Origin of the sequence: Sphingomonas yabuuchiae (assembly GCF_014199595.1) — a bacterium.
GTDB lineage: Bacteria > Pseudomonadota > Alphaproteobacteria > Sphingomonadales > Sphingomonadaceae > Sphingomonas > Sphingomonas yabuuchiae.
This window is the reverse complement of record NZ_JACHNX010000003.1, coordinates 85,754-105,188: the sequence shown is the minus strand read 5'-3', so window position 1 is coordinate 105,188 and position 19,435 is coordinate 85,754. Positions and strand designations below refer to the sequence as shown.

Here is a 19,435-nt window from a genome sequence, read left to right as displayed (position 1 = left end):
GCTGCGGGGGCAGTAGGAGAGACAAGATGGCCAATAGCAATGGCGGCGGCGGCCGCGAGAACAATCCGGGCAACTTCGCCAACGACCGCGAAAAGGCATCCGAAGCAGGGCGCAAGGGTGGTCAGGAAAGCGGTGGCAATTTCAAGAACGACCCCGAACGCGCGGCCGAGGCCGGGGCAAAGGGCGGACAGGCCAGTCACGGCGGCGGCCAGCAAGGTTGACGCCCAGGTCCTGAACCTTGCGGCGGCGGTGGATACGGACCACCGCCGCCCTTTTTCCGGGCAAGCGCCTTGCGCGGGAAAAATCCGGTGAAGCAAGGCGTTAACCAATTCCAACTAGCCGGGGGGCATGGAAATGCGCAAAATCTGCAGTGGATGCCGCGACGGTGTCGATTTCGAGATCCCGTTCACGATGGCATTCCAGCCGATCGTCGACACCATGACCGGTCGCCCCTTTGCCTATGAGGCGCTGATCCGGGGCCTCGGGGGTGAGGGCGCGTATAGCGTGCTGTCGCAGGTGAACGAGGCGAACCGCTATTCCTTCGACCAGGCGTGCCGGGTGAAGGCGATCGAAACAGCGATGGCGGCGGGAATCATGGACGGCGATGCGCGGCTGTCGATCAACTTCCTGCCCAATGCCGTATATTCGCCGATGGCCTGTATCCAGCTGACCCTGCGCACCGCCCAGGCGCAGGGGCTGCCCGTCGACCGGCTGATCTTCGAGTTCACCGAGAACGAGGAGATGGGATCGCCCGAACATGTCGCGAGCATCATCGACTCCTACAAGCAGATCGGCTTTTCGGTGGCGATCGACGATTTCGGCGCGGGCCATTCGGGACTCGACCGGTTCATGCGCTTCGCCCCCGACGAGGTGAAGCTGGACATGGAACTGATCCGCGACATCGACACCGATCCCCGCCGCCGCGCCATCGTGCGCGGGGTGGTCGGCATGTGCGCCGAACTCGACACGCTGCTGATCGCCGAGGGGATCGAGACGGCGGCCGAGGCCGCGACGCTGCGCGATCTGGGCGTGCGGTATCACCAGGGTTACTGGTATGCCCGGCCCGCGCTGGAGGTACTGCCGGAGATCCGGGCGCAGGGCTGAGCGCCACCCCATATACCTGCCCATATACCTAATCGGGATTCTTCCCTATAGAGCCCCTCGCGCCGGGTTCCGCTGGCGCATCACCAGCCCTAATCGAAGAGAGTATCCATGTCCGCGATGTTCCGTATCACGCTGCCCGACGGTTCCGTCCGTGAGGTCGCGCCCGGAACTACTCCTGCGGACATCGCCGCCGCGATCGGTCCGGGCTTGGCCAAGGCGGCGATCGCCGCGCGCGTCGATGGCGAACTGCGCGACATCATGCGGCCGTTCGAGGGCGACTCCGCGCTGGCGCTGGTGACTGCGAAGGACGAGGCCGACGCGCTCGAACTCGCCCGCCACGACTATGCGCATGTCCTCGCCGAGGCGGTGCAGGCGCTGTTCCCCGGCACGCAGATCACCTTCGGTCCGGCGACCGATGACGGCTTCTATTACGACTTCGCGCCCAAGGACCGGCCCTTCACCGAGGAGGACCTGCCCGCGATCGAGGCCGAGATGCGCAAGATCATCGCCAAGGACGAGCCGCTGATCCGCGAGGTCTGGACCCGCGAGCAACTGATCGAGCGCTGGACGGCGCAGGGCGAGAGCTTCAAGGCCGAATGGGCCGCCGAACTGCCCGATACCGAGGAACTGACCGTCTATCGTGCGGGCAAGGGCGAGGATGCCTGGCTCGACATGTGCCGCGGGCCGCACCTCGCCTCGACCGGCAAGCTCGATCCCAATGCCTTCAAGCTGACCCGCGTGTCGGGCGCCTATTGGCGCGGCGACCAGAAGAACGCGATGCTCAGCCGCATCTACGGCACCGGCTGGCTCAACAAGAAGCAGCTCGCCGAGCATCTGACCCGCCTGGAGGAAGCCGCCAAGCGCGACCATCGCAAGCTGGGCAACGAGATGGACCTGTTCCACCTCCAGCAGGAGGCGCATGGCTCGGTCTTCTGGCACCCCAAGGGCTATCGCATCTGGCGCGAGCTGGAGGCCTATATGCGCCGCGCGATCGACGCGGGCGGCTATCGCGAGGTGAAGACCCCGCAGGTGATGGACGCGCGCCAGTGGGAGCAATCGGGCCATTGGGGCAAGTATCGCGAGAATATGTTCGTGATCCCCGACGAGGTGCCGAACGTCGAGGACGAAGGCCCGCTGGTGTCGGACGATGCGCAGTGGATGGCGCTGAAGCCGATGAACTGCCCGGCGCACGTCCTGATCTTCCGCCAGGGGATCAAGTCCTATCGCGACCTGCCGCTGCGCTTCTATGAGAATGGCTGCTGCCACCGCAACGAGCCGCACGGCGCGCTGCACGGCCTGATGCGCGTGCGCCAGTTCACCCAGGACGACGCGCACATCTTCTGCCGCGAGGACCAGATCGTCGAGGAGGTTCGCGCCTTTTGCGAACTGGCGGACCGGATCTACAAGGATTTCGGCTTCACTTATTCGATCAAGCTGGCGCTGCGTCCCGAAAAGCGCTTCGGCACCGAAGAGATGTGGGACATGGCCGAAACCGAGCTGCGCGACGCGGTCGTGCGCGCGGGGCTCGCGACCGAGCAATATGGCTGGGAAGAACTGCCGGGCGAGGGGGCTTTCTATGCGCCCAAGCTGGAATGGCATCTGACCGACGCGATCGGTCGCACCTGGCAGGTCGGCACCATCCAATCGGACCGGGTTCTGCCCGAGCGACTCGATGCGTCGTACATCGGTGAGGATGGCGAGCGGCATCGCCCGATCATGCTCCACCGCGCGATCTTCGGATCATACGAGCGGTTCATCGGCATCCTGATCGAACATTATGCGGGCCGCTTCCCCGTCTGGCTGGCGCCTGTGCAGGCGGTGGTCGCGACCATCGTGTCGGACGCAGACGGCTATGCGGAGGACGCGGCGGCCAAGCTGGCGGCGGCGGGCATCCGGGTCGAGACGGATCTGCGCAACGAGAAGATCAACTACAAGGTGCGCGAACACTCGGTCGCCAAGGTCCCCGTGCTGCTGGTCGTCGGCAAGCGCGAGGCCGAGGAAGGCAAGGTCGCCGTCCGTCGTCTGGGCAGCCAGGCGCAGGAGATCATGACCCTGGACGAAGCCATCGCGATGCTGCGCGAAGAGGCGACCCCGCCCGATCTGCGCGGCTGAATCAGCACTAAGTAAGGGGGAGGGCGGGACGTTTGTCTCGCCCTTTCAAATTCGGGCCCGATCGCTTATATTGAAATCGTAATTGCCACAGGAGAAATACCCATACGTCCTCCCATGATGCGCCGTCCGATGCAGGCGCCGCCGATGAACGGTCCTCGGTTCAACGAGTGGATTCAAAGCCCCAAGGTTCGCGTGATCGACCATGAGGGCGAGAATCTCGGCGTGATGTACACGCGCGAGGCGATGGCCCAGGCCCAGGAGCTCGGCCTCGACCTGGTCGAAGTGTCGCCGAACGCGGACCCGCCCGTCGCCAAGTTCCTCGACGTCGGCAAATATAAGTACGAGGCGCAGAAGAAGGCGAACCTCGCCCGCAAGTCGCAGAAGACGCAGGAGATCAAGGAGATCAAGATGCGTCCGAACATCGACGACCATGATTACGACACCAAGATGAAGAAGGTGGTCGAATTCATCGGCGAGGGCGACAAGGTGAAGGTCACCATGCGTTTCCGCGGTCGCGAGCTGAGCCACGGCCAGCTGGGCATGAACGTGCTCCAGCGCGTCGCCGAGCAGGTGGCCGAGGTTGCCAAGGTCGAAGCCTATCCGCGCATGGAAGGCCGCCAGATGCTGATGGTGCTGGCCCCGAAGTGATGCGCGGCGACTCGGGGGCTCTCCGGGTTGCGCGATGCTTTTGAAAACCCCCGGTGGCTCGATGGGCTGCCGGGGGTTTTTGTTTTGGGCGTGAGTGGAGAATGTTGAATCTGGACCTCCGCTCAGCCTGAGCGACGAAGGTTCGAGCCTGACGACAATGCCTTGAATCAACGTGAGCCCCTCCCCTTCAGGGGAGGGGGCATTTCATGTTGTCCTGCGCGTGAAGACTTCGCGTCTCACGCAACGCCATCCGAACAGCGTCGATCCGTTCCACCGTGTGGCGTGCACTTCGACTACGCTCAGTGCGAACGGAGCGGGGGACGTGTCACAGGCCCCAATAGCAAGGGGAGGGCCTCACCCGGCAATCGGCAGCGACGTGGTCGATTTGATCTCCGACAGAGCCACCGTCGAGTTGATTTCCTGCACCCCGGGCAGGTTCGACAGTTTTTCAAAGAACAGCCGCTCATAGGATTCGATATCCGCCGCCACGATGCGCAGCATGAAGTCGACCGAGCCCATCAACACATGGCACTCCATCACCTCCGGCACCTCGCGGATGGCGGCGGTGAACTCGTCGAGATTGGCGCGGCCATGGGCGTTGAGCTTCACCTGCGCAAAGATCTGCGCCTTCAGCCCCACCTTGGCGCGATCGACCAGTGCGACCCGGCGCTTGATGATCCCGTCACGCTCCAGCCGGTCGATCCGCCGCCAGCAAGGCGACGCCGACAGGCCGATGGTTTCGGCGATGGCGGCCGTCGACAGGCTGGCATCCTCTTGCAACAGAGCAAGGATACGTCGTTCCCAGATATCGAGATCGTGAGACATTTCATCCTCTAATTGGATATTGCGGGGTCATATTAACCGATAAATCGACATTCGCCTAACCAATCGGATCAGTTTCGCCTCTCGCGCTGGGCTATCTCCATGTCAGAGAAAGTTCAGGGATACGATCGATGCTGCACCCAGCCCAAGACCGCCAGAGCCTGCCGCCCGAAGAGGTGGTGACGTTCCACGACAAGGACAGCGGGGCGAGCGGCGTCATCGTGCTCCACTCGACCACGCTCGGCCCGGCGGCGGGCGGGTGCCGGTTGTGGCATTATGCCGACGATCGCAGCGCGACGGTCGATGCGCTGCGGCTGGCCGAGGGCATGGCGTTGAAGAATGCGCTGGCCGATCTGCCCTTTGGCGGCGGCAAGGCGGTCATCCGCCTGCCCCAAGGGCCGTTCGACCGCGCCGCGATGTTCCGCGCCTTCGGGCGTCAGGTCGCCGAACTGAAGGGGCGCTATGTCACCGCCGAGGATGTCGGGACCAGCGTGGCGGATATGGCAGAGGTCGCCACGCGTACCCGCCATGTCGCCGGGCTTCCGGTTTCCAGGCAGAAGCCCGGTGGCGATCCCTCGCCCTGGACGGCGCTGGGTGTGGTTCAGGCCATGCGTGTGGCGGTGCGCCAGCGGCTGGGCGCGGAGCTTTCCGACGTGACGGTCGGCGTTCAGGGGCTGGGCCATGTCGGCTATGCGCTGTGCGAATTGCTCCACGAACAGGGGGCCAAGCTGATCGTGGCGGAACCGCGCAGCGAGGTGGCGGCGCGCGCGGCCGAACGGTTCGGCGCAATGGTCATGAGCAGCCGGGCGCTGCTGTCGGCGCGCGTCGACGTGCTCGCGCCCTGCGCATTGGGTGGGGTGTTGGATGCCGACACGGTCGCCCAGCTGCGCGCGAGCGTGGTGTGCGGAGCCGCCAACAACCAGCTGGCGAGCGAGGACATGGCCGAACGGCTGGCCGCGCGCGACATCCTCTATGCTCCGGATTTCCTGGCGAATGCGGGCGGGATCATCAATGTCGCAGGCGAATATCTGGGCTGGCGCACGACCGAGGTGCGGCGGCGGGTCCTGGCCGTCGGGCGGAAGATGGGGGCGGTGCTGGCGCTTGCCGAGCAGAACGGCATCACGCCGGACGAGGCCGCGCGTGCGATGGCGCTGGAACGGATCGCGCAGGTGCCGCGTGTGCAGGCCGTGGCGGCCTGAGGGACGATGGGGCTAGTTTGATGGGTGGCAGGTCCGGCATCGGCCCAGCCGCCGGAATCTGGCGCGCGCTTCGACTTGGCTCAGCGTGAATGGAGGTTGGGAATGGTGGCGGGACGAGGGGGCGGGTCTGCCCTGACCAATGTCGGTCTATTTCCCCACCCCCGTTCAGCCTGAGCGAAGTCGAAGGCCAAGGGCCAACATTCGCCAAGACATCCGGATCGCGCTTCAGCCTCGTCCAAGGCGAAAGGCTGGCGTTTTACAGCGTGCCACCCCGGCGAAGGCCGGGGGCCAGCTGCGGTCCGATCGAAGTCCCCGCCCGCGCTTTCCCACCTCGATCCCGGCCTTCGCGGAAATTGTGCAAACGAGCGGGCAAGGGTTACTCCGCCACGAGAAAATCACGGATTCCGCGGTTCCTCGTCACGCCTGCGCTGGGCGTTGATCGCGCGGTTTTCTCGCGCGCGCTGGACGAAGCAGCCGGTCGCGCCGCCCGCGCCGACCGCCGAGCAGCTGCCGATGCTGTTGACGCCCGCACCCTCGTTCAGCGTGCCCGTCGCCCGCGTCGCCCAGCTCTCATTCTCGGGCGTGACCTGAAGGTCGCGCAGTTCCTTGGGCACGCGGAACTGTTCCTCCGCGCCGCGCCGGACGCAGACCACGATCTCGTTGCCCTGATTGTCCGTCGGGCAGCGTTCGTTGCCGAACAGCGTCAGCACGCCGTTGACCGGCGCGTTGCGCGACACCTCGCCGGGGGCCTCGATCTTCTTGGGCGGAAGCGCGCCGGGGGCGGCGACCTGCTGTGCCGTCGCGGGGGCCGCGCCGATGCCTGCGATCGTCATCATGGCCAACATGCCGGCGGCCCGGGACCGGTTCGTCATCCTCTCTCTCCCGCAATATCGTTCAGAGGCGCTTGGCCGCCGCGATCGCGACCTTGCAGCCCGCCCGGATCAGTCCGTACATCACCGGATAGGCGATCGCCTCTTCCGCGCCCGCGCCCAGTGCATGGTCGCGATGCTCCAGTTCCTCGGCCTGGAAATCAGCGATGGCCTCCGACAGTTCGGGATCGCTATCGCCCAGCTGGTCGCGCTGTTCCTGGTAATGCTTGTCGATTTCGGTCTCGACCGCCGCAGTGCAGGCCATGGCCGCCTTGGGCCCGATCGCTGCCGTGATCGCCCCCAGCGCGAAACCGGCCTTGTCCCAAAAGGGCTGGAACAGGGTCGGGCGCACCCGGCGCTCGGCGATCATCCGGTCGAAAAAGGCGCGGTGGCGCTCTTCCTGCTCGGCCATGTGGTGGATCGCGCGTGCAAAGGGATGCCGGTCGCCCAGCACCGCCAGCTGCCCGGCATAGATGCGGGTCGCGCCATATTCCCCGGCCTGGTCCACCCGGACCATCGCCTTCGTCGATTCGCGCCGGTCGCCCGGCATCCAGCGAAGCTGGCTCATCGCGCCTTCCTCATCAACAGCAGGATCGCCACCGCACCGCCCAGCGAGAAGATCGCGTTGAACCCGGCGAGCGAAATACCGCCCAAGGTCCATTGCGCCACATCGCAACGGATGACCGGCGCCTTCAAAATCGCGTTCAGCCGGTCGGCGGCGCTCCCGCCCGTGAAATCCACCGTCGAGGTGCAAGCGGTAAAGCCCTGCCACCAGCCATATTCGACCCCGGCATGGGCGACACCGATCGCCCCCGACACTGCGATCAACAACGCGGCGAGCACGACAAGCGATCCCCGGATGCTGCGCTGGGGCACGAAGAAGGCAAGGAAGGCGGGCACCAGCGCGGCATAATGCGGCCAGCGTTGCCAATGGCACATCTCGCAGGGGTACAGCCCGCCGATCAGCTGGCTGCCCCAGGCTCCCGCCAGCAGCGCGGCGGGCAGGGCGAAGGCGATGATGTTCGCCAGTCTCTCGTTACGGGTGCGGGGGACGGCCATGATCATTTCACCGGCGGCTTGGTGGCGGCGGCGACCTGGGTCGGGCCGCCCAGACGCGCGACGGTCTTCAGCGCATAATAAAGCTGGAAGTCCTCGATCCCCTGCTTCTTCAGCGCCTCGGACGTGGCGGCGAAGCGCGGATCGGCCTTGGTATCCTCTTCCAGGATCGAATTATCCGCCTTCACCTCGTTGATCAGGTGGCGGCGCAGATCGGCCTCGCGGAAGACGGGGCGTGTCTTGTAATCGGGGTCGGAAATCTGCGGCACCTTGATGTCGGGCTCGATCCCGCCCTCCTGCACCGAGCGGCCCGAGGGGGTGTAGTAGCGCGCGGTCGTCAGGCGCAGCGCCGTCTCGGGGCCGAGCGGCAGCAGCGTCTGGACCGATCCCTTGCCGAAGCTGCGCTCACCCATCACCAGCGCGCGGTGATGATCCTGCAGCGCGCCCGCGACGATCTCGGAGGCCGAGGCGGTGCCGGAGTTGGTCAGCACGATCACCGGCAGGCCATGGGCGTCGTCGCCGGGCTTGGCGTAATAGCGTTCGATGTCCGACTTCTCGCGGCCACGCTGCGACACGATTTCGCCATGGTCGAGGAACGCGTCGCTGACCGCGATCGCCTGGGTCAGCAGGCCGCCGCCATTGTCGCGCAGATCGACGACATAGCCCAGCGGCCGATGCCCCAGCGCCTTGTCGATCGCCATGATCGCCGCGCGCGTGTCGGCGCCGGTGTTTTCGGAGAAGGTGTTGATGTTGATATAGCCGACATCGCCCTTCACCTCCCACTTTACCGGACGCTGGACGATGACCTCGCGGGTCAGGGTCAGCTCGATCGGCTTGTCGCGGCCGGGGCGCACGATGGTCAGCTTGATCTTGGTGCCGGGCTTGCCCCGCATCTGGCCGATCGCCTCGTCCAGCGACTGGCCATAGATCAGCTTGCCGTCGATATGGGTGATGTAATCGCCCGACTTCACGCCCGCGCGACCCGCCGGGGTATCCTCCTGCGGCGCGATGACCTTGATCGCGCCGTCCTCCATCGAGACGGTCAGGCCCAGCCCGCCATAATTGCCCTCGGTCTGGATTTTCAGATTGTCGAAGTCGAGCGCGTCGACATAGCTGCTATGCGGATCGAGCGCCGCCAGCATCCCCTGGATCGCGCCCTTGATCAGCGTGTCGTCGTCGACCTTGTCGACATAATCAGCCTTGATCCGGTTGTAGACGTCGAGGAACCGGTCGAACTGGCGGACGGTCGAACTGTCCACCGCCGCCATCGCGGAGGTCGTGATCGGCACCATGGCCAGCGCGCCGACGATGGCAGTAGCAGTCAGAAGCGGACGTTTCACAAGCGGACGGGGCATCGAGGGTCCTGGACCAGGTAAGCAGACCGCCTGTGTAGCGGGAAGCGGCAAGCAATCAAAGCGCAACCGTGCTGAACGGAGGGTGAGCGGGGGTTCCGGCGCGAACGAAAGAGTTCCTAATCACGCGATTTAGGGCCACCTCCCTTGTCGAATGGACGCATCAGTGGGGCGCGCTCACGAATCAGCATTCGTCATTTTCACATGTTCAACAATCATCCGCCTTGACGATTGCAAATATCAACATCAACCTGACATGAATAAACTGGCATAGGTTGACAGCATCCAGAGTGAAGGCAAGCCACATGACTTGGGATGGATTTTATGCGGGTTATATGAGTGGGCTCAATGGCCAAGGCTTTGCGATGTTCGTTTTCGCAAATGGCGTTATTGTAGGGTCCGATCCCCTAGGAGTTGAGTTTGATGGTACATATACCACCCTTCAGGATGGATCGCTCAAAGGCGATTTGAAAGTGAAAATCCCGGCAGGTGGCGTCGTCATTCAGGGAGCAACTGCAGGCCCCAGTGGAATGACATATCACGTGCCATTAGCTTTTGCCGCAGATGTTTTTGCCTTCGATTTCCTTAAAATTGAAACTCCGCTTGGTCCGGTAAACTTGCGAATGAAGAAGTTGCGCGAGTGGGGTGACTCACAATGAACGTCGATACGTGGAGCAGTCCTGCCGTCGTTGCAGCATTTTTGAGTGCAGTAGCGGCAATTGCTGCGGCAATAGCAACATGGCGAGCACCGATTTCGGCCGCTCAGATTGCTGAACGATTGCGCCGACAAGGAGATAGCGAATTAGAAGCCCGAAGGTTTAAGCTGAACGTATTCGCCACTATAATGCAAGGACGAGCCGAACTGGCCTCTGAAGATACCGTAAGAGCCCTTAACTCAATCGATGTCGCATTTAACAAATCCGAAGGCGTTCGAGAATCGTGGGCCGAGCTCTACCAATCTTTAAATACTTCACCTTGGCAAGCCCACGTGGTTGATGAGAGAATGCGCCGTTTGTTGCGAGAGATGGCCCAAGATCTAGGAATATCGGATACGCTACGAATTGATGATTTTGGCAGAACCTATTTCCCGACGGCGTTGGCCCAGGATCGCGAGATGCGATCGTTGGAGCGGGCTGCAACTCTAAAACGGTTGATGGGCCAAGCAGCGCCGGAACAAAACGCAGCTACTGATGCCGCCTCGCTTTGGCCACCGAAGCCCAATGAAACGGATGCTGGCCAAGAATAATGATAGCCAGAGAAATTATAAAACTAACTAAGAGTGTCGGAATAAACATTTTACTCTGCAAAAGATAGTTATTTTTGCGAATTTATTCAAATCGGTTTTCGCATTCATCTTAGAATTTCATAATTTTAAATATTTGCATTGGTAGTGCGCGTCACCCCAAAATCGCGGCAATATCCATCGGGCGCCCGTCGCGGCGCAATTCGACCGTCACGCGCGGCTCGACGCCGCCTCGTCCTCGTCCCGCGCGGCCGAGGACGGCCCCCGCTGCGACATGGTCGCCGGGTTTGACCGAGATGCCGCCCAGGCCGGTCACCAGGCTCGTCCAGCCGGTGCCGTGATTCAGGATGACGATCCCGCCATAGCCCCGGAACGCGCCCGCATAGCGGACCTCGCCGCCTGCGGGGGCGAGGATCGGCGCATAAGGGACGGTCGACAAAGTGATGCCGCGCGCCCGCACGCCCGAATCGGAAATTTCACCGAAGCCGCCGGTGACCCGTCCTTTCACCGGCAGGCGATAGGTGTCCGAGGGGATCACCGGGCCCATGACGCCTGCCCCGAGCGGACGCGGGACGGGGCCGGGCAGGGCGAGCAGCTCGCCCGCCGTGGCCTGCGCCTCGCCGCGTTCGGCCATGCGGTCGACGATGTCGCGCGCCGCCTCGCCCAGCGCCAGTGCGCGGTTGGATTCGTCGATGGCGACCTGGCCCAGCGCCTCGGCGCGGCCGCGATGGCGTGCCTCCAGGCGGGCCAGCGCCTGGCGTTCGGATTCTAGCTTGGCGGTGGTCTCCGTCAGCGCCCGCGCTGCCACCGTCACTTGCGCGCGGACCCGGCGGGTGGCGGCCAGTTCGGCGCGGACGGTGGCGGAACGCGCCGCGATGACGGGGGCGACGGTGGCGAAGACCGCGCGGACATGCGCCAGATCGGCGACCGAGCCGGGCTGCGCCACCGCCGCGACCGGGGGACGCGCGGCCATGCTCTGCATCGCGGCCAGCAGATGCGCGAGCGGGGCCTGCGCCTTGGCCAGTTTCGCCTGTTGCTGCTCCAGCAGCCCGGCGACCAGATCGACGCGGGCACGGGCCGCCGTCACCTCGGCCTCCGCCGCTGCGACGCGGGCGGCCATGGCGCGTTCCTTGGCTTGGGCGATGGCGGCGGCGTTACGCTCGGCTCCGGCCTGTCGCTCCAGCGCCTGGGCTCGCGCCTGCGCTGCCGCCGCACCCGCGCGGGCATCGGCCAGCCGTCGCTGGTCTGCGGCGATGTCGGTCGCGCCGAGCAGCGCCAGGGCCGCCAGCGCCAGCACGCCATGCCGCCGCCTCACGCGTTCAGCCTTCGCGGTGATAGGGGTGGTTGGCGAGGATGCTGGTCGCACGGAACAGCTGTTCGGCCAGCATCGCGCGTGCCATCATGTGCGGCCAGGTCGCCCGGCCATAGGAGATGAGCAGGTCGGCGCGCGCGCGGTCGGCATCCTCGAACCCGTCCGCCGCGCCGATCATGAAACGGCACTCGCGCACGCCATCGTCGCGCCAGCGCTCCAGCCGACGCGCGAAATCCATCGAGGACAGATTCTCGCCCTTCTCGTCCATCAGGACCAGACGCGCCTGTCCCTCCAGCGGCGGGACCTTGCCGCCGGTGTCGGGGAGTTCGGTCACCTTGGTCGGCCAGCCGATCCGCTTGATATAGCGGTCGACCAGCTCGGCCTCGGGCGAACGGCCGATCCGCCCGCGCGCGACGATATGCAGCAGCACGGGCGGGCCTTGGCGTGAATCAGGGGTTACGGTCGGCCGGGCTGGCCGGGGGAGTCGGCGCATCGCCGAACGCCCACATACGCTCCAGATTGTAGAAGCTGCGGACCTCGGGCCGGAACAGGTGCACGATGACGTCGTTCGCGTCGATCAGCACCCAGTCGGCGGTCGGCAGACCCTCGATCCGGACCGAACGGCCGAACTCGGCCTTGATCTTCTCGGCGAGTTTCATCGCCATCGAGGCGACCTGCCGGGTCGAGCGACCGCTGGCGATCACCATGAAATCGGCAATCGACGATTTGCCCGCGAGCGGGATCGAGATCGTCTCCACCGCCTGGTCGTCATCCAGCGACGCGAGGATCAGGCGATGCAGCGCCTCCACCTCGGCGGGATCGGACGGACGCGGCGATTGCGGGGAAGTGGCCAAGTGAGCTCCTGTTCAGGGGACGTTCCGGCCCATATGCCGAAACCAGTCCGGATCGCGGGCCCGAAGGCCCGTGGCGGAAGTCGGGTCGGGGCGGAAGCGCAACAGCACGAAGGCCGGCAAACTCCACATCGTCCAGTTCTTCGCCTGGCCCGGACGCCTCTGGAAACGCCTGAACCAGCCCAGCGCGGGTGTCGCGTGGGCGGCGGCATTGTACCCCGGACGGCCGATAACCGCAATCGGGATCGCGCGGGCAATATCACGCCATCCGCGCCAGCGATGAAATTGCTCCAGATTGTCCTCGCCCATCAGCCAGATGAACGTGTGGCCGGGGTAGCGGCGCTGGACTTTCCGCACCGTGTCGAGCGTGTAGCGGGTGTGCAGTTCCTGTTCGATCGCGCTGGCCCGGATCGGCGCGCGGCGCGCCATTTTCCGGGCCGAGGCGAACCGCGCGGCGAAGGGGGCCATGTCGCTGGCACCGTCCTTGAGCGGATTGCCCGGCGATACCAGCCACCACACTTCGTCGAGGTCCAGCGCGCGCATCGCGTCCAGTGTGATGCGGCGATGCCCCTTATGGGCGGGATTGAACGACCCGCCGAGCAGACCGATCCTCACCCTCTGATCTGCCCCGTACCGCGCCCGATCCACTTGTAGGTGGTCAGCCCCTCCAGCGCGACGGGGCCGCGCGCGTGCAGCCGCCCGGTGGCGATGCCGATCTCCGCGCCCAGTCCGAACTCGCCGCCGTCCGCGAACTGGGTCGATGCGTTCCACAGTACGATGGCGCTGTCGACCTGGGCCAGGAAGCGCTCGGCAACAGCCGTGTCCTCGGCGACGATCGCATCGGTATGGTGCGATCCATGCGCGGCGATATGGGCCATCGCTCCCTCCAGGCCGTCGACCAGCGCGACGCTGGCGATGGCGTCGAGATATTCGGTATCCCAGTCCTCGGCCGTGGCGACGTCCAGTCCGGGCACGATCTCGCGGATGTCGGCATCCCCGCGCACCGTGCAGCCTGCGTCGACCAGCGCGGCGACCAGCTCGGCGGGGTGGCAATAGGCGCGGTCGATCAGCAGCGTCTCCATCGCCCCGCAAATGCCGGTGCGGCGCATCTTGGCGTCGCGCACGATCCGCGTCGCCATCGCATGATCGGCCGAGCCGTCGACATAGACATGGTTGATCCCGTCGAGATGCGCGAGCACGGGCACCTTCGCCTCGGCCTGGACCCGCGCGACCAGGCTCTTGCCGCCGCGCGGGATCAGCAGGTCGATCAGGCCGTCGGCGGCCAGCATCGCGCCCACGGCGGCGCGGTCGGTGGTCGGCACCAGCTGCACCGCATCCGCAGTTCCCCCCGCCGCCGTCCAGCCCCGGACGAAAGCGGCGTGCAGCGCGCGGTTGCTGTGCACCGCTTCCGACCCGCCGCGCAGGATCGCGGCATTGCCCGCCATGGCGCAGAGGGCCGCGGCGTCGACCGTGACGTTGGGGCGGCTTTCATAAACGATGCCGATCACCCCCACCGGCACGCGGACGCGCGACAGGTTCAGGCCGTTGGGCCGGATGCGCTCGTCGATCCGCTCGCCCACGGGATCGGGAAGAGCGGCCACCGCCTCCACGCCCGCGACGATGCCCGCGATCCGCGCCTCGTCCAGCGTCAGCCGGTCGAGCATGGCAGAGGACAGCCCGTTCGCCGCGCCCGCCGCCACGTCGCGCGCATTGGCCTCGAGCACCGCCGGAGTTGCCTCGCGGATCGCGGCGGCGGCGGCGCGCAGGGCATCGGCCTTCGCCTCGGTCGGCATCTGCGCCAGCGTGACGGCGGCGCTGCGGGCGCGTTGGCCCATATCGGCGATCAGGGCGGGAATGTCGTTCAGGTCGGCCATGCGGGGGCGGTATCATGCCGGGACGACACACCCAAGCATGGGAATCTTGCTCCCCTGCAAGGCGCCGTGATCGCAAGGCCGTTTACGCCGCGATCTCCAGCGCTTCGCCCGCCGCCGCGCCGAGCAGCCTTTTCTCCAGCGTCTTCAACCGGCTGCTATTGGTGATCTGATCCCCGGTCAGGTCGGTCAGGTAGAAGACGTCGACCGCGCGTTCGCCATAGGTCGCGACATGGGCGGAGTGGATCGTCACCTTCGACTGGAACAGCGCATGGGCCAGCTGATTCAGCAGCGCGGGGCGGTCGCGGGCATGGACTTCGACCACCGTGAAGCGGTTCGAGGCGCGGTTGTCGATCAGGACGTTGGGCGCGATGTGGAAGGCATCGGCGCGCGGCCGGGCATTGGGCTTGGCGACCAGCCGGTCGGCCAGCTTGCTGCGATTGGCCAGCGCATCCTCGATCGCGCGGCGCAGGCGGGACAGCTGGCCGGGATCGTCGAACGGGCGACCCAGCGGGTCCTGCACCAGGAAATTGTCGATCGCCATGCCGTCGCGCGTGGTGTGGATGCGCGCATCGATGATGTTGCCGCCCGCGACATGGATCGCGCCCGCGATACGGTAGAACAGGCCCGGATGGTCGGCGGCATAGATGGACACCAAGGTCGCGCCGCGCTCGCCATAGACCTGTGCATCGATCGACAGCTGCGCATCGCCCGCCGCCGCCATCTGGCGGGCATTATGGGCCAGAACATCCTCGGGCTCGGCGATCCAATAGGCCTCGGGCAGGCGGCGGACCAGCGCGGCGAACTGCGCCTCCGGCCAGCCCAGTATCTCCGCCAGCCGCGCCTGCTTCGCGGCGATCCGCTCGGTCCGGCCACGCTGCTTGTGACCCAGGCGCAGCACCTCCTCGGCGGCGTCGTACAGGTCGGCGAGCAGCTGGCGCTTCCAGCCGTTCCATGTCCCCGGCCCGACCGCGCGAATGTCTACGATGGTCAGCAGGAGGAGCAGGCGAAGCCGTTCGGGGCTCTGGACCGTCTCGCAAAAGTCGAGGATCGTCTTGAAGTCCGACAGGTCGCGCTTGAACGCCGTGGCGGACATCAGCAGGTGCCAGCGGACCAGCCACGCCACCGTTTCGGTTTCGGCCTCGCTCAGGCCCAGGCGCGGGCAAAGCCGCTCGGCCACTTCCGCGCCCAGGATCGAATGGTCGCCGCCACGCCCCTTGGCGATGTCGTGGAGGAGGACCGCGACATAGAGGACGCGCCGCGACACGATCTGGTCGATGATCGCCGAGGCGACGGGATGTTCCTCGACCAGTTCCTGCCGTTCGATCTTCGCCAGCAGGCCCAGCGCGCGGATGGTGTGCTCGTCGACCGTATAATGGTGGTACATGTCGAACTGCATCTGCGCCACGACACGCCCGAAATCGGGCATGAAGCGGCCGAAGACACCCGCCTCGTTCATCCAGCGCAGCACCAGTTCGGGGTCGTGGCGGCTGGTCAGCACGTCGAGGAACAGGGCGTTGGCGCGCGGATCGTTACGGATATCGTCGGCCAGCTTGGCATCGCGCGACGCCGCACGCACCGCCAGCGGATGGACCTCCAGCTCGTAACGGTCGGCAAGCTGGAAGATCTCGATCAGCCGGACCGGGTCTTCCTGAAAGAAGCTGTCGCGCGGCAGGGCAAGCCGCCCGCGATCGAGCACGAAGCCGTTCAACCGGCGCGGGCGCCTGCGGATGGTGGGCAGGCCGAAACGATGGCCGCGCGCCGCGAACCGCTCGTCCAGATGCGCCAGGAACGCACCGGTCAGCGCGCCGACCGTCTTCACCTGCAGGAAATAGAGCTGCATGAACCGCTCGACCTTGGCCTTGCCGGGCCGGTCGGAGAAGCGCATCCGCTCGGCGATCTGGCGCTGCACGTCGAAGGTCAGCCGGTCCTCGGCACGGCCGGTAATGGTGTGGAGGTGACAGCGCACCGCCCACAGGAAATTGTCGGCGCGGTGGAATTGCCGATACTCCTCGCGGGTGAACAGGCCCCGGTCGATCAGGTCGGCCGCACGGTCGACGTCATAGACGTACTTGCCGATCCAGAAGAGCGCATGCAGGTCGCGCAGGCCGCCCTTGCCCTCCTTGACGTTCGGTTCGACGACATAGCGGGTATCGCCCATCTTGCGGTGGCGCAGGTCCCGCTCGGCCAGCTTGTCGGCGATGAACTGACGGTGCGAATCGGTCTGGATCTCGGCCTTGAAGCGGCGCGATGCCTCGTCATACAGCGCTTGGTCGCCGCACAGGAAACGCCCCTCCAGCAGGGCGGTGCGGACGGTGACATCGCCCTTCGCCTGGCGGATCATCTCGTCGATCGAGCGGCTGGAATGGCCGACTTTCAGCCCCAGGTCCCAGATCGAATAGAGCATCGATTCGATGACCTGTTCGGCATGCGGGGTCTGCTTGAAGGGGGTGAGGAAGCCGATATCGACGTCCGAATAGGGCGCCATCTCGCCCCGCCCATAGCCGCCGACCGCGATCAGGGTCAGCCGCTCGCCCGCCGTGGGGTTGCTCAAGGGGTAGAGCGTGTCGGTGGTGAACTCGAACAGCACCTTCAGCACCTGATCGGTCAGATAGGCCTGCGCCGCCGCCGCCTCCAACCCGCGCGAGGGATGGAGCGACAGCCGTCGCGCCACTTCCTGCCGCCCGGCATCGAGCGCGGCGCGCAGGACGGGGGTGACGAGCGTGCGGCCTTCCGGCCCCGTGATGCCCAGGGCGGCGACCTGTTCGGCGAGCGCCCGGCGGTCGACGATGGCGCGGCGGTTGGGCAGGGATTCGAAACGGCTGTGCATCAGGCCTTCATAGGGGCTGGTGATGAACAAAAGGAGAGGGGGCCGATTCAATCCTCGCCAAGCCGCGCTTGTCCGCGATCGGCGGGGCGGGTAGCGCCAGAGCCCGTGAACCGGGGGATGATCCGATGACGCGGTGGCAGGGCTTGGGCGGGATTCGGGCAGGGCTGTTCCTGTTGGTCTGGTTCTCCTGCGCCTGGTTCGGATCATGGGAATTGAATCCCAACAACGCGACCCGCCTGTTCGCCGCGATCCGCATGGTCGAGAACGGCACCGCGACCATCGACCCCTTCGCGCCGCTGACCATCGACAAGGCGCAGTTCGGGGCGCATGCCTATCTCGACAAGGCGCCGGGCATGACGCTGATGGCGCTGCCTGCCGTGGCGCTGACCGATCTGGTCACCGGTGACCGGGCCGAGCGCCATGTCCTGTCCACGGCCCATGCAGGTTTCGTCGACTATCTGAAGCTGCGCACCCGCGTCGCCGCCGCCACGGGATCTGCGCTGCTGACCGCGATCGCGGCCGTTCTGCTGTTCGATCTGGCGCTGGGCCTGAGCGGCCGTGCAGGGGCGGGGCTGTTCGCCGCGCTCGGCTATGCGCTGGGGACGCCGATCTGGGGCTATTCCACGACCTTGCTCGGCCATGCGAGCGTGGCGGCGCTGTTCGTCATCGCGCTGGCCGGGGTGGCGCGGGGCGGTGGACGCTGGCTGGCGGTGGCGGGGCTGGCGCTCGGCTGGGCGGTGGTGGTCGAGTATCAGGCGGTCCTGGCCGGCTCGGTCATCGGGCTCTGGGCGCTATGGCGGCACCGGGCGAACCCGAAGCCGCTGCTACCGTTGCTGGCGGCGGGCGTGGTCGGGCTGCTGCCGCTGTTCGCCTATAATATGTTCGCCTTCGGGACGCCGTTCCGCATCGGCTATTCGGGCGTGGTCGGGTTCGAGGGGATGAACCAGGGGTTGTACGGGCTGACCTTTCCCCGGATCGCGGTGCTTCGCGAAATCCTGACCGGCCCGACGCGCGGGATCGTCTGGGTCGCGCCGGTGCTGGTGCTGGCCCCGATCGGGCTGTGGCGGCTGAGTGAGGAACGGGCGACGCGCGGGCTGGCGCTGACCGCCGCCGGGGTGGCGCTGGTCGCGCTGCTGGTCAATGCGGCCTATGTCTATTGGGATGGCGGCAACGCCACCGGCCCGCGTCATGCCATGCCGCTGGCGGGCGTGATGGCGCTGGGGCTGGCGCCGCTCTGGACGATGGCGCGGCGGCTCTGGATGCGCGGCTTGCTCGCGCTGGTGCTGACGGGATCGATGGCGATCAACCTGACCATCGCTTCGGCCGAGATCTTTGCGCCGCCGACCTTCCGCTGGGCCTGGTGGCAGGCGGTGATGCAGCAGCGCTTCCTGTTCGGCGACCTGCGCACCATCCCCTCCGAATGGTGGGGATGGACGAGCTGGCACGGCCTGTACCTTTGGGCGGCGGTGGCGATCCCGCTCGCTTTGTGGCTGGTTCAGTCCTGCGCGCGCTTCAGCCCGCGTACCCGGTGCCAGATGTAAAGGCCGATCAGCACGACCAGCACGATCCCGATCGCCAGGTCGGCGCGGTGGAAGAACGCCTTGACGCGCGGGTCCGAATCCCACTTCTCGCCCAACTCGCGCCCGACGATGGCCAGCACCAGGCAGAAGGGCCAGCTGCCCAGAAAGGTGTAGAGGTGGAAGGGGACGAGCTTCATCCGCGCCACACCCGCCGGAAAGGCGATGAAGGTGCGGATCACCGGCAGCAGACGCCCGATGAGCACCGCAATCGAACCATAGCGCGCGAAGAAGCGGTCGGCGGCGTCCAGCTCGCCCGGCCCGATCAGGAGGTATTTGCCCCAGCGCTCGGCGACCGGCCGTCCGCCGCGCTTGCCGATCTCATAGGCGACGATGGAGCCCAGATTGCAGCCCAGCGCGCCCGCCGTCGCGGCGAGGTACAGGTTGAACTGCCCGGTCGACACCAGATAGCCCGCGAACGGCATGATGATCTCGGAGGGCAGCGGAATGCACGCGCTCTCGATCGCCATCAGCAGCATGATGCCCAGATAGCCACCGGTGGAAATGACCCAGATGGCGAAGCTCGCCAGCGCGGAAAGAATATGCTCGACCATGGGGGCAGCGACTTGCGCGATCGGGGGGCGGGGGT

Annotated in this window: 20 protein-coding genes; 8 read left to right on the top strand and 12 right to left on the bottom strand. The window is 66.0% G+C overall.

The annotated features are described in order from the left end of the window. Nucleotides 1-26 precede the first annotated feature (26 nt). The 4 genes from GGQ89_RS05945 to infC all read left to right on the top strand — a co-directional run bounded on the left by GGQ89_RS05945 (nt 27) and on the right by infC (nt 3,864). Nucleotides 27-221: a con-10 family general stress protein gene (locus GGQ89_RS05945; RefSeq protein WP_056436877.1), complete on the top strand. Its 195-nt coding sequence runs from the start codon at nt 27-29 to the stop codon at nt 219-221. A gap of 133 nt (nt 222-354) precedes the next feature. Further along, complete coding sequence (locus GGQ89_RS05940; RefSeq protein ID WP_184104864.1) at nt 355-1,104, top strand: EAL domain-containing protein; 750 nt, start codon at nt 355-357, stop codon at nt 1,102-1,104. Between the two features lie 108 nt (nt 1,105-1,212). Further along, nucleotides 1,213-3,216, top strand: coding sequence for a threonine--tRNA ligase (gene thrS / locus GGQ89_RS05935; protein ID WP_184104862.1), 2,004 nt, complete (start codon nt 1,213-1,215; stop codon nt 3,214-3,216). Nucleotides 3,217-3,330: 114 nt separating this feature from the next. After that, on the top strand, nt 3,331-3,864 hold the full coding sequence (infC, locus tag GGQ89_RS05930) for a translation initiation factor IF-3 (protein ID WP_037569087.1): 534 nt from the start codon (nt 3,331-3,333) through the stop codon (nt 3,862-3,864). A 354-nt stretch (nt 3,865-4,218) separates the two neighbouring features. Here the strand turns inward: infC and GGQ89_RS05925 are convergent, their stop codons facing one another. After that, nucleotides 4,219-4,689: an Lrp/AsnC family transcriptional regulator gene (locus GGQ89_RS05925; protein ID WP_184104860.1), complete on the bottom strand. Its 471-nt coding sequence runs from the start codon at nt 4,687-4,689 to the stop codon at nt 4,219-4,221. A gap of 128 nt (nt 4,690-4,817) precedes the next feature. On the opposite strand from GGQ89_RS05925, the gene GGQ89_RS05920 reads away from it, so the two are divergent. Beyond that, entirely contained in the window at nt 4,818-5,885 is a 1,068-nt protein-coding gene (locus GGQ89_RS05920; RefSeq protein ID WP_184104858.1) for a Glu/Leu/Phe/Val family dehydrogenase, read from the top strand. A gap of 395 nt (nt 5,886-6,280) precedes the next feature. Here the strand turns inward: GGQ89_RS05920 and GGQ89_RS05915 are convergent, their stop codons facing one another. The 4 genes from GGQ89_RS05915 to GGQ89_RS05900 are packed head-to-tail and all read right to left on the bottom strand — an operon-like array spanning nt 6,281 to nt 9,150. Then, nucleotides 6,281-6,721, bottom strand: a complete 441-nt coding sequence (locus GGQ89_RS05915) for a hypothetical protein (protein ID WP_244955761.1) — start codon at nt 6,719-6,721, stop codon at nt 6,281-6,283. A 58-nt stretch (nt 6,722-6,779) separates the two neighbouring features. Beyond that, complete coding sequence (locus GGQ89_RS05910) at nt 6,780-7,322, bottom strand: demethoxyubiquinone hydroxylase family protein (RefSeq protein WP_056436890.1); 543 nt, start codon at nt 7,320-7,322, stop codon at nt 6,780-6,782. Further along, entirely contained in the window at nt 7,319-7,813 is a 495-nt protein-coding gene (locus tag GGQ89_RS05905) for a disulfide bond formation protein B (RefSeq protein ID WP_184104854.1), read from the bottom strand. Before GGQ89_RS05905 ends, GGQ89_RS05910 begins: the two co-directional genes overlap by 4 nt. A gap of 2 nt (nt 7,814-7,815) precedes the next feature. After that, a complete protein-coding gene (locus tag GGQ89_RS05900; RefSeq protein ID WP_380772814.1) occupies nt 7,816-9,150 on the bottom strand; it encodes a S41 family peptidase in 1,335 nt (444 codons plus the stop codon). Between the two features lie 317 nt (nt 9,151-9,467). Between GGQ89_RS05900 and GGQ89_RS05895 the strand changes: the two genes are divergently transcribed. After that, nucleotides 9,468-9,821: a hypothetical protein gene (locus GGQ89_RS05895; protein WP_184104850.1), complete on the top strand. Its 354-nt coding sequence runs from the start codon at nt 9,468-9,470 to the stop codon at nt 9,819-9,821. Beyond that, entirely contained in the window at nt 9,818-10,408 is a 591-nt protein-coding gene (locus GGQ89_RS05890) for a DUF6680 family protein (RefSeq protein WP_184104848.1), read from the top strand. The genes GGQ89_RS05895 and GGQ89_RS05890 overlap by 4 nt, the downstream gene beginning before the upstream one ends. A gap of 151 nt (nt 10,409-10,559) precedes the next feature. On the opposite strand, the gene GGQ89_RS05885 is transcribed toward GGQ89_RS05890, so the two are convergent. The 6 genes from GGQ89_RS05885 to GGQ89_RS05860 form a co-directional block, all read right to left on the bottom strand. Further along, complete coding sequence (locus GGQ89_RS05885; protein ID WP_184104846.1) at nt 10,560-11,720, bottom strand: peptidoglycan DD-metalloendopeptidase family protein; 1,161 nt, start codon at nt 11,718-11,720, stop codon at nt 10,560-10,562. Nucleotides 11,721-11,724: 4 nt separating this feature from the next. Beyond that, nucleotides 11,725-12,147: a 23S rRNA (pseudouridine(1915)-N(3))-methyltransferase RlmH gene (locus GGQ89_RS05880; RefSeq protein ID WP_042483928.1), complete on the bottom strand. Its 423-nt coding sequence runs from the start codon at nt 12,145-12,147 to the stop codon at nt 11,725-11,727. A 19-nt stretch (nt 12,148-12,166) separates the two neighbouring features. After that, nucleotides 12,167-12,571 (bottom strand): ribosome silencing factor, encoded by a 405-nt coding sequence (rsfS, locus tag GGQ89_RS05875; protein ID WP_042483930.1) that lies wholly within the window; start codon nt 12,569-12,571, stop codon nt 12,167-12,169. A gap of 12 nt (nt 12,572-12,583) precedes the next feature. Then, the gene (locus GGQ89_RS05870; protein ID WP_338112347.1) at nt 12,584-13,183 is read right to left on the bottom strand and encodes a nicotinate-nucleotide adenylyltransferase; all 600 of its coding nucleotides are present in this window, start codon (nt 13,181-13,183) and stop codon (nt 12,584-12,586) included. After that, nucleotides 13,180-14,442: a glutamate-5-semialdehyde dehydrogenase gene (locus tag GGQ89_RS05865; protein ID WP_184104842.1), complete on the bottom strand. Its 1,263-nt coding sequence runs from the start codon at nt 14,440-14,442 to the stop codon at nt 13,180-13,182. The genes GGQ89_RS05870 and GGQ89_RS05865 overlap by 4 nt, the downstream gene beginning before the upstream one ends. Before the next feature lie 82 nt (nt 14,443-14,524). Further along, entirely contained in the window at nt 14,525-17,269 is a 2,745-nt protein-coding gene (locus GGQ89_RS05860; RefSeq protein WP_184105101.1) for a [protein-PII] uridylyltransferase, read from the bottom strand. Between the two features lie 125 nt (nt 17,270-17,394). On the opposite strand from GGQ89_RS05860, the gene GGQ89_RS05855 reads away from it, so the two are divergent. After that, nucleotides 17,395-18,810 (top strand): hypothetical protein, encoded by a 1,416-nt coding sequence (locus GGQ89_RS05855; protein ID WP_184104840.1) that lies wholly within the window; start codon nt 17,395-17,397, stop codon nt 18,808-18,810. Here GGQ89_RS05855 and GGQ89_RS05850 read toward each other — a convergent pair. Then, nucleotides 18,765-19,400, bottom strand: a complete 636-nt coding sequence (locus GGQ89_RS05850; protein WP_056436910.1) for a DedA family protein — start codon at nt 19,398-19,400, stop codon at nt 18,765-18,767. The genes GGQ89_RS05855 and GGQ89_RS05850 overlap by 46 nt on opposite strands. Between the last annotated feature and the right edge of the window lie 35 nt (nt 19,401-19,435).

Coding starts and splice junctions, on each gene's coding strand:
- GGQ89_RS05945 (WP_056436877.1), top strand. CDS start 27: ATGGCCAATAGCAATGGCGGCGGCGGCCGCGAGAACAATCCGGGCAAC.
- GGQ89_RS05940 (WP_184104864.1), top strand. CDS start 355: ATGCGCAAAATCTGCAGTGGATGCCGCGACGGTGTCGATTTCGAGATC.
- thrS (WP_184104862.1), top strand. CDS start 1,213: ATGTCCGCGATGTTCCGTATCACGCTGCCCGACGGTTCCGTCCGTGAG.
- infC (WP_037569087.1), top strand. CDS start 3,331: ATGATGCGCCGTCCGATGCAGGCGCCGCCGATGAACGGTCCTCGGTTC.
- GGQ89_RS05925 (WP_184104860.1), bottom strand. CDS start 4,689: ATGTCTCACGATCTCGATATCTGGGAACGACGTATCCTTGCTCTGTTG.
- GGQ89_RS05920 (WP_184104858.1), top strand. CDS start 4,818: ATGCTGCACCCAGCCCAAGACCGCCAGAGCCTGCCGCCCGAAGAGGTG.
- GGQ89_RS05915 (WP_244955761.1), bottom strand. CDS start 6,721: ATGATGACGATCGCAGGCATCGGCGCGGCCCCCGCGACGGCACAGCAG.
- GGQ89_RS05910 (WP_056436890.1), bottom strand. CDS start 7,322: ATGAGCCAGCTTCGCTGGATGCCGGGCGACCGGCGCGAATCGACGAAG.
- GGQ89_RS05905 (WP_184104854.1), bottom strand. CDS start 7,813: ATGGCCGTCCCCCGCACCCGTAACGAGAGACTGGCGAACATCATCGCC.
- GGQ89_RS05895 (WP_184104850.1), top strand. CDS start 9,468: ATGACTTGGGATGGATTTTATGCGGGTTATATGAGTGGGCTCAATGGC.
- GGQ89_RS05890 (WP_184104848.1), top strand. CDS start 9,818: ATGAACGTCGATACGTGGAGCAGTCCTGCCGTCGTTGCAGCATTTTTG.
- GGQ89_RS05865 (WP_184104842.1), bottom strand. CDS start 14,442: ATGGCCGACCTGAACGACATTCCCGCCCTGATCGCCGATATGGGCCAA.
- GGQ89_RS05860 (WP_184105101.1), bottom strand. CDS start 17,269: ATGCACAGCCGTTTCGAATCCCTGCCCAACCGCCGCGCCATCGTCGAC.
- GGQ89_RS05855 (WP_184104840.1), top strand. CDS start 17,395: ATGACGCGGTGGCAGGGCTTGGGCGGGATTCGGGCAGGGCTGTTCCTG.
- GGQ89_RS05850 (WP_056436910.1), bottom strand. CDS start 19,400: ATGGTCGAGCATATTCTTTCCGCGCTGGCGAGCTTCGCCATCTGGGTC.